The organism is Pseudomonas sp. ANT_J12, assembly GCF_008370045.1.
GTDB lineage: Bacteria > Pseudomonadota > Gammaproteobacteria > Pseudomonadales > Pseudomonadaceae > Aquipseudomonas.
This window is the reverse complement of sequence record NZ_VOBN01000004.1, coordinates 441,962-453,147: the sequence shown is the minus strand read 5'-3', so window position 1 is coordinate 453,147 and position 11,186 is coordinate 441,962. Positions and strand designations below refer to the sequence as shown.

General features: G+C 58.0%; 11 protein-coding genes. 6 read left to right on the top strand and 5 right to left on the bottom strand.

The genetic code is table 11. The features are described from left to right. Positions 1-90: 90 nt before the first annotated feature. Positions 91-513 carry a mannose-1-phosphate guanylyltransferase gene (locus FQ192_RS12985; RefSeq protein ID WP_149658955.1) on the bottom strand — a complete coding sequence of 141 codons (423 nt, stop codon included), beginning with the start codon at positions 511-513 and terminating at the stop codon, positions 91-93. A 44-nt stretch (positions 514-557) separates the two neighbouring features. After that, positions 558-1,391 carry a UTP--glucose-1-phosphate uridylyltransferase GalU gene (gene galU / locus FQ192_RS12980; RefSeq protein ID WP_149658954.1) on the bottom strand — a complete coding sequence of 278 codons (834 nt, stop codon included), beginning with the start codon at positions 1,389-1,391 and terminating at the stop codon, positions 558-560. A 305-nt stretch (positions 1,392-1,696) separates the two neighbouring features. Between galU and galE the strand changes: the two genes are divergently transcribed. From galE to FQ192_RS12950, 6 genes are all read left to right on the top strand, one after another. Then, complete coding sequence (galE, locus tag FQ192_RS12975) at positions 1,697-2,713, top strand: UDP-glucose 4-epimerase GalE (protein ID WP_149658953.1); 1,017 nt, start codon at positions 1,697-1,699, stop codon at positions 2,711-2,713. A gap of 235 nt (positions 2,714-2,948) precedes the next feature. Further along, complete coding sequence (locus FQ192_RS12970; RefSeq protein WP_123403467.1) at positions 2,949-3,185, top strand: hypothetical protein; 237 nt, start codon at positions 2,949-2,951, stop codon at positions 3,183-3,185. 84 nt (positions 3,186-3,269) lie between these two features. Beyond that, on the top strand, positions 3,270-4,385 hold the full coding sequence (locus tag FQ192_RS12965) for a polysaccharide biosynthesis/export family protein (RefSeq protein WP_372242341.1): 1,116 nt from the start codon (positions 3,270-3,272) through the stop codon (positions 4,383-4,385). 10 nt (positions 4,386-4,395) lie between these two features. Further along, complete coding sequence (locus FQ192_RS12960) at positions 4,396-5,061, top strand: YjbF family lipoprotein (RefSeq protein WP_149658951.1); 666 nt, start codon at positions 4,396-4,398, stop codon at positions 5,059-5,061. Continuing rightward, on the top strand, positions 5,058-5,819 hold the full coding sequence (locus FQ192_RS12955) for a capsule biosynthesis GfcC family protein (RefSeq protein ID WP_149658950.1): 762 nt from the start codon (positions 5,058-5,060) through the stop codon (positions 5,817-5,819). Before FQ192_RS12960 ends, FQ192_RS12955 begins: the two co-directional genes overlap by 4 nt. Next, positions 5,816-7,894 carry a YjbH domain-containing protein gene (locus FQ192_RS12950; protein WP_149658949.1) on the top strand — a complete coding sequence of 693 codons (2,079 nt, stop codon included), beginning with the start codon at positions 5,816-5,818 and terminating at the stop codon, positions 7,892-7,894. The genes FQ192_RS12955 and FQ192_RS12950 overlap by 4 nt, the downstream gene beginning before the upstream one ends. Before the next feature lie 140 nt (positions 7,895-8,034). Here FQ192_RS12950 and FQ192_RS12945 read toward each other — a convergent pair whose 3' ends face one another. The 3 genes from FQ192_RS12945 to FQ192_RS12935 all read right to left on the bottom strand — a co-directional run bounded on the left by FQ192_RS12945 (position 8,035) and on the right by FQ192_RS12935 (position 11,166). After that, positions 8,035-9,429 (bottom strand): undecaprenyl-phosphate glucose phosphotransferase, encoded by a 1,395-nt coding sequence (locus FQ192_RS12945; protein ID WP_149658948.1) that lies wholly within the window; start codon positions 9,427-9,429, stop codon positions 8,035-8,037. A gap of 327 nt (positions 9,430-9,756) precedes the next feature. Beyond that, complete coding sequence (locus FQ192_RS12940) at positions 9,757-10,416, bottom strand: helix-turn-helix domain-containing protein (RefSeq protein ID WP_149658947.1); 660 nt, start codon at positions 10,414-10,416, stop codon at positions 9,757-9,759. Between the two features lie 18 nt (positions 10,417-10,434). Further along, complete coding sequence (locus FQ192_RS12935; protein WP_149658946.1) at positions 10,435-11,166, bottom strand: EAL domain-containing protein; 732 nt, start codon at positions 11,164-11,166, stop codon at positions 10,435-10,437. Between the last annotated feature and the right edge of the window lie 20 nt (positions 11,167-11,186).

The following is an 11,186-nucleotide window of genomic DNA, read 5'->3' as shown; positions in this document are numbered from 1 at the left end:
CCCGCGAAGACGGTGTGTCAGTAACGATGATGTCGACTGACACACCGTCTTCGCGGGCAAGCCTCGCTCCTACAGGGGGGCGGTGTTCGTCTATTTATCTGGCAGGCCTTTCTCGAAGCGCTCCAACTGACTCAGCAACTCAGCCGTCTTGAGCGGCATCAACTGCGGATCACAGCGGGTTTGCACGGTGATGACGATGGCCGGGTCGTTGCCGCAACTGCGCGCGAGGAATCGCCAGTCGCTGAAAATCACTTTCAGCCCGTCGCGCTCATCGACGTCCAACGCCTGTTGGGCGTACAGCGCTTTCAGGTGGGCGAGGAGGGCGTCCGGGTCGGGAATCGGTCGACGGATTTCCCCGGAGGAGGGGAACACGCCGATTCGTTCCACCATCAGCGTGGAGCCCAGCCAGGCTTCAACCGGAGAGGGCAACGACGGATACCGTGACAACCAGGCCATCATCCCGACGTTGCCCATCTCCCGTTCAATGTCTGCCGTGTGTTTTGCATTGTTCATAGTGGCCTGCCTGAAAGAAGAGTGGACGACGGTTGAGGACCTGGTCAGAGGCCCTTGAGGTACAGGTGCTCGTAGCAGAAATTGGTCGCGTCGAGATAGCCCTCTGCACCGCCGCAATCGAAGCGCAGGCCGTCGAACTTGTAGGCCAGGACGCAGCCGTTTTGCGCCTGCTTCATCAGGGCGTCGGTGATCTGGATCTCCCCACCTTTGCCGGGCTGGGTGTCGGCGATCAGGTCAAAGATATCCGGCGTCAGGATGTAGCGGCCGATGATTGCCAGGTTGGACGGGGCGTCTTCGGGGGCGGGTTTTTCCACCATGCTGCTGACGCGGTAAACGTTGTCGGCGATCAACTCGCCAGCAATCACGCCGTACTTGTGGGTCTGGTCCCGGGGCACTTCCTGGATGGCCACGATCGAGCAGCGGTAGCGCTTGTAGAGCTGGATCATTTGCGACAGGACGCCATCGCCTTTCAAATTCAGGCACAGGTCATCCGCCAGCGACACGGCGAAGGGCTCATCGCCAATCAACGGGCGACCGCTGAGAATCGCATGGCCCAGGCCCTTCATTTCCACCTGGCGGGTGTAGGAGAAGATGCAGGTTTCAATCAGCTCGCGGGTGCCGGCCAGGAACTTCTCTTTTTCGGTGCCGCGAATCTGATGTTCCAGCTCATAGCTGATATCGAAATGGTCTTCCAGTGCGCGCTTGCCCCGCCCGGTGACGAGGGCCATGTGTTGCAGGCCGGCGTCCCGTGCTTCCTCGACCGCATACTGGATCAGCGGCTTGTTGACGATGGGCAGCATCTCCTTGGGCATGGCTTTGGTGGCCGGCAGGAAACGCGTGCCATAACCCGCGGCGGGGAACAAACATTTACGAATCATAAAAATACCCTGGAAGTCATTAATCGCAACCCACTACGGAAATAATGAGTGGTTGTCAGTGTCTTGAATAAGCGACTACTTTAATACCTGAGATAGGTTGTTAATGGCAATTGGTGTCAGGTATATAACAACGGAATGTTATGAGTTGTCCGTCTGTTGCGTGTTAGTTATTTTTCGTCGGTATCCGTTGATAGTGGTGAGCGTTTCATAGTGCTAAATAAGTACCCGGTATGACTGTCTGGTCGAATTACATATTGATCGGTACATGTTATTGCGCACTTTACGATCCCACTATGGACCGCGCTATGAAAATTCTGGTAACGGGTGGCACCGGGTATATCGGTTCGCACACCACACTTGCTTTGCTTGAAGCGGGTTTTGAAGTGGTGGTGCTGGACAACCTTTCCAACAGTTCCGACGCTGCGCTGCACGCCGTTGAAGCCATCTGCGGCAAACGTGCGCTGATGATTCACGGGGATGTGTGTGATCGACCCTTGCTGGACCGGATTTTCCAGCAGCACGCCATTGATGCGGTCCTGCATTTCGCCGGGCTTAAAGCCGTCGGCGAAAGCGTGCGCAAGCCGCTGGAGTATTACGAAGCCAACGTCGGCGGCAGCATCACGCTGTGCCAGGCGATGGCCGCCGCCGGGGTGTTTCGTCTGGTGTTCAGTTCATCGGCAACGGTGTACGGCGCGCCGGAGCAGATGCCGATCAGCGAGGAGGTGCCTACCGGCAGCCCGACCAATCCCTACGGCCAATCCAAGCTGATCGTCGAAAACGTGTTGCGCGACCTGTGCTCGGCAGAGCCGCGCTGGAGCGTCGCGCTGTTGCGTTATTTCAATCCGATCGGCGCCCATGCCAGTGGCCACTTGGGTGAAGACCCCAATGGCATTCCGAATAACCTGGTGCCCTACATCAGCCAGGTGGCGGTCGGTAGTCTGAAAGAGTTGTCGATCTTCGGCGACGATTACCCCACGTCGGATGGCACCGGTGTGCGCGACTACATCCACGTCGTCGACTTGGCGGACGGGCATATCAAGGCCTTGCAATCGATTTCCCAAACCACCGGCATCCACATCTGGAACCTGGGCACGGGCGACGGCTACAGCGTGATGCAAGTGCTGCACGCGTTTGAGCAGGCGTCGGGCCGGCCCGTGCCGTATCGGATATTGCCGCGCCGCTCGGGTGACGTCGCCGAGAGCCTGGCCGACCCGTCCAAGGCTGAGCGTGAACTGGGCTGGAAGGCCACACGCAGTTTGCAGCAAATGATGACCGACACCTGGCGCTGGCAATCGAATCATCCGAAGGGCTACCTCGAATAAGTAGTGATTGCGCCGAATGTTATAAACCGACAGCCATGTTAAGTAAGGTCGGGAAATTAGGCTGGAGTTACCTCCGGCAAATCCGTAGATATAAGCCCTGCCGTTCGACATTTATCAGTTGCGTTTGACTGTGAATGAACAATGGCTCTTGTTCGCAGTTTTTGCGGCTTGATCTTTCCACCTCTAACGGCACGCTTTGTTTGTTAACAAGGCCGAACGTTAGAAAGGAGTTGATATGAAAAAAGTGATGGCAATTGCCCTGTTGTCGATGTTTGGCAACTGGGCGTCCGCAGCGGAAGCACCGCTGACACAGGCAACTAATGTCGCCGGTAACGTAGCCGCTTCCCAAGCGCCTGCGGCCAGTACGGCGATGGTTGCAGGTGCAGTGGCTGCCTCCAACAGTGGCGGCAACGCCAACGGCGGTACTACCGGGACCACAGGAACTACCGGTACCACCGGCACCAGTAACTGAAAAACCCTGTAGGTGTAATACAAGGTCGCCCGATGCAAGTCGGGTGCCCTTGTTGGATTTGCCCTTGAATAGCGTAGTGCCATTATGAATCGTAGTTTTCCTTTTTTGATGTTGGCCAGTCTCGCTTTGCAAGGTTGTATGTTTTCCCCGGGGCAATACCTGAGCACCAGCGATATCACGCGCCAAGGGGGCAGTGAAAGCAGTCGCGTCGAGCTGATTCCAATCACGCCCAAGCTGATTGCGATGGACCGGGCGACGCAGAAACGCACGTCGCTGCCGGCGGAATTGTTGGTGACCCCGGCGGAGTACCGCATCGGCAGCAACGATGTGTTGTACATCACGGTCTGGGACCACCCGGAGCTGACGGCACCCTCGGGCGCGCAACAGCAGATCGATGCCAACGGTCGCCTGGTGCGTTCCGATGGCACGTTGTATTACCCCTATATCAAGGAAGTGCAGGCGGCCGGCAAAACCATCCAGCAACTGCGCTCGGACATTTCCGAACGCCTGTCGGCTTTCATTGCCGACCCGCAAGTGGACGTCGCCGTGTTGCGCTTCGCCAGCCAGAAAGTCGTGGTGTCGGGGGCGGTAACAAAGGCCGGTGCGCAACCGATTTCCACCAACCCGCTCAACGTGGTCGAAGCCCTCGGTGCGGCTGGTATCGACCCGGTCAATGCCGACTTGTCCGGCCTGCTGCTGACGCGCAAGGGGCGGGTGTATCCGCTGGATCTTGATGCGCTCAATCAGCAGGATTCCGAGTTGCAGAACGTCTACCTCAAGGGTGGCGATCAGCTGTACCTGCCGTACAACGACAACAAGCGCATCTACGTCATGGGCGAAGTCAATCAGCCCCGGGCGCTGACCTTCAAGACCGGCACCATGAACCTGTCCGATGTCCTCGGCTCGGTCGGCGGCTTGAGCCAGACCACCTCCAACGGCAATGCCGTGTATGTGATCCGCGGGGTGGAAAACCTGGATGTGGAACCGGCGAAAATCTACCAGTTGAAAGCCGAGTCGCCGACCGCCATGGCGCTCGCCACGCATTTCAATGTAAGGCCCCAGGACATCGTCTACGTGGGCCCCGCCAACGTGACGCGCTGGAACCGTTTCATCAGTCAGTTGGTGCCTTCGGCCGCCATCCTCGGTGTGGGGGCTTCCTCAGCGAAGAACCTGAGTGAAGTCAGAGACAACGGCAAATAAGGTCAGGTCTGTGAGAACGTTGAATGTTGGCGTCTGCGTAATGGCGGCCGTGTTGTTGTGTGGCTGTAACCCGCTGATGACCGCGTCCTTGGGCAACTTCAAGGCCGCGGTAATCGGCCCCGATGAGGTGCAAGTCACCCCCGCGCAAGTGGCTCGGGTCGAGTTTCCCCAACTGACCTTGACCACGCCATCCGGCTCCGGGGTGTTGGCGATGGTGCGTGAGCGGGGCGACCTGCAGTTCTGGGTCGCGTCCGGTAAACAGGTGTTGCTGCTGCGCGATGGACTCGCGGTGCGCACCATTGGCCTGGGCGTCGAAGGCGATCTGGACGGCACGCGACTGGCGGCGTCTTCGCCCTTCAAACAAGGCCTGCACACCCTGCCGGATGGCTACACCAGCCAGCGCTGGATCGATCTGTATCAAGGCAGTGAAACCGGCGTGACCTTGAACAGTCGCTTCTCGCGAAAATCCATGGAAACCCTGGAAATCCTCAACAAGGAATACGCCGTGCTACGTGTCGATGAGCAGATTGACGCCCCGGCCATTGGCCTGCGTGCGACCAATCGTTACTGGGTCGATCCCGTTGACGGTTTTATTGTGCAGAGCGAGCAACAACTGACCTCGCGCCTGCGGGTCAAGATTGTGCAATTGACCCCTGAACGCAGGGCTGCCCGTTGAAGCGGGTACGGAAGCTGTCGGCATGCCTGCTGTTGATCACCAGCGTCAGCCAGGCGGCAGTCACTGTCACGGGTGATGTGCAAGTCCCCGGGCCGGTGGAGTTGCCGCCGGGCGGGCGGTTGACGGATGTGATCAGCGTCGCCGTGCCCAATGCCGAAAGCTATTGGCTGGCGGCGGCGTTGCTGCGTCAGTCGTTGCTGGAAGAGCAGGCCCGGCTCAAGACCGGGGTGCTGTTCGATTTGCAGGTGTTGCGCCGTGAAGCCTTGATCTTCGACCGGCCGGGCCGGGCAGAGCTGGCGACGCGTCTGTCTGAGCAGGTCAGCGCCATGCCGGTCACCGGGCGCCAGGTCACGGTGCTCGACCCGGTGGCCATCGAAGTCGGGTTCGCCCCCAACGTCCAGCTGAGTGACGGTGATCGCCTGATCTATCCATCGCGCGTCGATGAAGTTGAAGTGCTCGGCGCCGTCGCCGAGCCGTGCCGCTTGCCCCATGTCGTCCGGCAAGAAGCCCGGGATTACCTGCAAGGCTGCGCAAAGCTGGCCGATGCCGAGGCCGATTACCTTTGGCTGATCCAGCCCAATGGCGTTACCCGCCAGGTCGGTATCGCGCCCTGGAATCGCGAGAGTGGGCACGTGCCTGCGGCGGGCAGCAAGATCCTGGTGCCGGTGAAAAATGATGATCTCGATCCGCCTATCCCTGAACTGAATCAGCAGTTGGCCGAATTTCTTGCCACGCAATTGGCTGAGGTGGTTCATTGAATTTACGTTTTGCAGCTGTGTTGTTATTGCCCTGTGGACTGGCGCATGCCGAGCCACGTCTTACCCAGAATGATTTCGGCGGCGTCGGCTTGTGGCAGACACCCACCGCCCGGATGTCCCCGGCCGGCGAGTTGAGCGTGAACGCCAACCGCACCGAGCCCTACAGTCGCTACAGCGTGGCGCTACAGCCGTTCGATTGGCTGGAAGGCGCGTTTCGCTACACCGCCATCACCAACCGTCCTTACGGCCCCGAATCGTTGAGCGGCAACCAGAGCTATAAGGATAAGGCGGTCGATCTCAAGGTCCGGTTGTGGCAGGAAACCCACTGGGCGCCTGACGTCGCGCTGGGCTTCCGAGACATCGGCGGTACTGGCCTGTTCTCCAGTGAGTTCCTGGTGGCCAACAAGCGCTACGACGATTTTGATTTCAGCGCCGGCATTGCCTGGGGTTACCTGGGCAATCGCAGCGACTTCGACAACCCGGCGGGCTATCTCGATGATCGCTTCAAGACCCGGCCAAACATGGAAGGCACCGGTGACGTCAACGCCGGCGCCTACTTTCGCGGCAAGCCTTCGTTGTTCGGCGGCGTGACCTACCAGACGCCATGGGACCGGCTCAGCCTGAAACTCGAGTACGAAGGCAACGACTATAAACACGAGCCCAAGGACAACGTGATCCAGCAGGACTCGCCGATCAACCTGGGCGCCGTGTTCAAAGTCACCGATTCGCTGGACCTCAGCGCAGCCTGGGAGCGCGGCAACACGGCGATGTTCGGCCTGACCTTCCACACCAACTTCGTCAGCCGCAAGGCCCCGACCAAGCGCTTCGACCCGCCCGCCGAGCCGTTGCCGGCCAAGACTCCGACCGTCGCGATGGATCAGGTCGACTGGCTGGAGGTGTCCCGACGCCTGCAGCAAAATGCCGGCTACAAGGTCGAGCGCATCAGCCAGCGTGGCCCCGAACTGATCGTCTACGGCGAGCAGGGCCGTTATTTTCATTCGGCCAAAGCGGTCGGTCGGGCCAGCCGGATTCTCGACAACAGCGTCAATGCCGACATCGACTGGTTCACCCTGGTGAACAAGCGCTACGACCTGCCACTGGAAGAAACCAGCGTGCCTCGGCAAACCTTTCGCGAGGTGCTCAACAACGAGGAACCGCTGCAAGCGTTGCACCGCACCACCGAGACCAACCCGGCGATGCCGCACAACGAGAAGACCCTCTACACCGAAGCCCGCGACCCGTTCAGCTACGGCGCCGGGCTGGGCTTCAAACAGAACGTCGGCGGTCCTGACGGCTTTTTCTATCAGTTCAGTGCCGACGCCGACGCCGAGTATCGCTTCAACCGCAACACCTGGTGGAGCGGCCTGATCAGCGCCAATCTGCTGAACAACTTCGACGGCTTCAAATACGACGCACCCAGCGGTTTGCCTCGGGTGCGCACGGACTTGCGCCAATACCTGACCACCTCTGAAGTCACCATGCCGCTGTTCCAGGTCAGCCACGCCGAGCAGCTGGACAAGGACCTGTACGGCATGGTCTACGGCGGTTATCTGGAATCGATGTTTGCCGGTGTGGGCGGTGAAGTGTTGTTTCGTCCGCAAGGCCAGCGCTGGTCGGTCGGTGCGGATTTGAACTACGTGCGTCAGCGCGAATTCGACCAGGGCTTCGGCCTGCGGGACTACTCGGTCGTCACCGGCCATATCACCGGCTATACCGACTTGCCCTACGACACACTGGCGGCGGTCAGCGTCGGACGCTACCTGGCCGGGGATTGGGGCACCACGATCGATCTGTCGCGGGAGTTCTCCAACGGCGTGCGGTTCGGCGCCTGGGCGACGATCACCACCGCCACCGGCCCCGAATATGGCGAAGGTAGTTTCGACAAGGGCCTGTACCTGTCCATCCCGTTCGATGAATTGATGAGCATGTCGACCATGCGCCGCGCCAACCTCGTCTGGTCGCCGCTGACCCGGGACGGTGGCGCACGGCTCAATCGCAGCTTCCAGTTGCACTCGATGACCGACAGCCGCGACAACGACATGTTCTACCGCAACTTCGAGAAGATCACCGAGTAACGTTGGCGATCTACAGGCTGCATGTCCTGTAGATCGCCGCTTGATTGGCCTCCCTTCAAACATCCGCCCAACCCAAATCACAGCCACGAAAAAGGGGACTTGCGTCCCCTTGTGGTGCTGCTTTTTTTGCGCTCAGGCCATCAGTAGATGTCCTTCGAGAGCAGCGTGAAGGGCGTCTTCACCAGGATCTTCAGGTCCAGCCACAGCGACCAGTTGTTGATGTACTTAAGGTCGATCTCGACACGTTTCTGCATCTTGTCGATGGTGTCCGTCTCGCCGCGGCAACCGTTGATTTGCGCAAGCCCGGTAATGCCCGGCTTGATTCGGTGGCGCGCCATGTAGGCCAGAATCTTGCCCGAGTAGTAGTGGTTATGCGCGACGGCGTGAGGACGCGGGCCGACCAGGGCCATGTGCCCTTGCAGCACGTTGAACAGTTGCGGCAGTTCATCCAGCGAAGTGCGACGGATGAAGCGGCCGACGGCGGTAATGCGCGAATCGTTGCGGCTGGCCTGCTTGACTTCATGGTCGTCGTGGACACGCATCGAGCGAAACTTCCAGACCTGAATCACCTTGCCATTCCAGCCGTGGCGATCCTGTTTGAAGAAGATCGGGCCGGGGGAGGTGAGTTTCACCGCCAGCGCAATCACCGCCAGCACCGGGCTCAGCAGGATGATGGCCAGCAATGCCACGGCTTTTTCCACCAGACTCTTGCTTAGCGCGGCAGTGGGCTGGCTGGTCAGTGGGCTTTCATTCAAGTAGATCGCCGGCAGACCGTCCACGACCCGCACCGAGTGATTGAGCAGCGTCAGGCAGTTCAAGTCCGGGACCCAGACCACGTCGACGTTGGCACCCAGCAAATCGACGTACATGGCTTCGATTTTTGCCGCTTCGCTCAGGGGCAGCGTGATGTACAAGCGTCGAATGTCATGGATTCTGATCAGTTCCAGAAGGTCTTCCTGCGCACCGACGATCTGTGGGGCATCCGGGTCCAGCGCGGCAACGGGGCCCGTGCTGACCAGACCCACCAACGGCAGGTTTTCGACGCTGCTCAACTTTTTGGCCAGGCCCAGCGCCAGCTCGCCGGTCCCGACGATCAGCGTTCTATGCTCGCTTTTTCGTGACCGCTGGTAGTACTTGGAGAACCCGTGTAACGGCGCGTACAGCAACGCCTGCCCGAGGAACCCGTACACCGCCCAACTGAGAATCACCTGCCGGGAAAACAGGGCGTCGGCCTTGCAGATAAAAGCCATGAAAGCCAGCGCCGCCATGGTCATTGACCAGCCCATGAACAGGCGTCCCAGCCCTGTCAGATAGTTATCTCGTTTTCGGTAGACGCCACTGAAGGTATAGGCCGGCACCGAGGCCAATACGGCCAGCGTCGCGCATACCCGGTAATAGAACTCGACTGCGCCGGTATGCTGTTCAGCGAGTATGAACAACAATGAAACAGCAAAGCCCTGCGCCAGCGCCCATTGACCCCAAAAGGTAAGTCCCTTGAGGCCGGTATTTCGATTGATACGAAGAGTAAGATCCATGCGATATCCCCAAAAGTCGTCCATTCAGGTATCGACAGTCGAACCGTGAGTTGTTTAAGCAGGATTGTTATTGTTTTAACTAATGCCCTGGGACTAACAACGCCAATAGGCCGAGCTGTCGTCAGTCAATAGATTAAGTTATTGATAGGGGATGCTGTCTGACGAGTTCTAACAAGGTGGCAAAGTGCCAACTTTTATCGAGGAAGTGTTCGATGTTAGAAAAGGTCGATATTGAGCAGGGGGTATAGGAGGGGATGAAGCCTGGATAACAAACAAAGTGCACTTTTTATTTTTGTAATAGCACTGTCATATGTTTGTTGAGGTGGGTCAGGCCGGTTGAGCCTCTGTTACCACTTCCTGGATAAGGCAATAGCCGCGATTTCTCACCGCGCGAAAGAGTCGTTCACCTTTGCTCGCGTTTTTGAACTTGTCCTGCAATCGGCTCAAACACATTTCCAGGCCGCGATACTGCTCCGGTTCTCTACCGATGCTCAGAATCAGATCATCTCGACTGACGACGCGATCTTCATGATGCAGCATCTTCTTGACGAGGGCGGCTTCCAATCCAGTGAGGTTGATCTCGACGTTTTCCTTGATCAATACACTTTGATCGTCGTCGAGTTGCCAGGCTTCGCTGTAAGGGCTGTCAACCTCGTGTTCTCGGGAAATATCGCTGAACTCTACCGGGTCAGGTGTAAGGCTGGAGCGCGCCGCCAACCATTCTGCTTCGAGCGTAGCAAGTATCTTTTGCGTTTCATGTTCGATCGCGTGGGCGACATGTTTCCTTGACCCACTTGGGTAGGTGAACTCCATCAGCACGGGGGCGGAAGAGGCCGGGTTAACACCTTCGATAAACATTTGTGCCTGGGAAGTACCAAACGAGTTGAAACGCTCGCTGGACAGTATGGTCTCGAGCTCACGCTGGGATGTTGTGCTGTGAGTCACGACGACAAAATATTTTCTGGGGAGGGTTGTACTGATTTCCACGTCTCTCTCCTAAAGTAGTCACCAATGTTCGGTTAAAAGATGATCGGCAGGGGAGTAGTAACTCCCTTGGAAGTAATCAAAGGGCAGCGCCCTGGCCAATGTATGGCTCTCGATATGCTCTACACGATCGGCAATAAAAGAAATCTTGTTGTTGTGGCTCAGTGTCACCATGCGGTCATGGAGTCGATTGAAAAACTCAGGATTGCCATTGAGTTTTAAACACTGGTCCAGGGATGAAACCGATACCTTGATGTAGTTGAACAGATTCAAAGTGCTAAAGCGTGTAAGGGTGTCTCGTTGGAGAGTGTCGCTACCCAACGCGATTTCTATACCATGATCTTTCAGGCGATACATATTATGAGTAATGTTTTTTTTATATTTGGAATCCACTTCCCAGAATGGTTGCTCTTCGAGTGACACGACCAGTGTATGGCCCAGATCACGCAAGTTGTCGCCAGACCGGATCAGTTCGTCGGCCAGCGTAAAGCTGGCAAGGCTCGGTTCAGACAGGCATAGAAGTGTTCGGTTCAAATATTTTTTTGGGGTGTGCGAGCGAGGGTCTTTCAGGGAGGCCGACGCCCTGCGCACGCGCGGTTGAGCCGCCAGCGACGTCCAGGACGACGGAGCGGAAAGGTGGGGCGTGGTTCTTATCTCACTGGCAAACGGGCGATCGTCACGTGACAGGATCAGTTGCCGGGTCAGATAGCGATACGGGGCGTTTGCGGGCGAGATGCCTCCAGTCGCATTCATTCAACAACTCCTTCCATGGT

What these genes read in the sequence shown, in the direction of transcription:
- FQ192_RS12935 (WP_149658946.1), bottom strand. Translation starts at nt 11,166, where the DNA reads ATGAATGCGACTGGAGGCATCTCGCCCGCAAACGCCCCGTATCGCTAT.
- FQ192_RS12970 (WP_123403467.1), top strand. Translation starts at nt 2,949, where the DNA reads ATGAAAAAAGTGATGGCAATTGCCCTGTTGTCGATGTTTGGCAACTGG.
- FQ192_RS12945 (WP_149658948.1), bottom strand. Translation starts at nt 9,429, where the DNA reads ATGGATCTTACTCTTCGTATCAATCGAAATACCGGCCTCAAGGGACTT.
- FQ192_RS12965 (WP_372242341.1), top strand. Translation starts at nt 3,270, where the DNA reads ATGAATCGTAGTTTTCCTTTTTTGATGTTGGCCAGTCTCGCTTTGCAA.
- galE (WP_149658953.1), top strand. Translation starts at nt 1,697, where the DNA reads ATGAAAATTCTGGTAACGGGTGGCACCGGGTATATCGGTTCGCACACC.
- galU (WP_149658954.1), bottom strand. Translation starts at nt 1,391, where the DNA reads ATGATTCGTAAATGTTTGTTCCCCGCCGCGGGTTATGGCACGCGTTTC.
- FQ192_RS12985 (WP_149658955.1), bottom strand. Translation starts at nt 513, where the DNA reads ATGAACAATGCAAAACACACGGCAGACATTGAACGGGAGATGGGCAAC.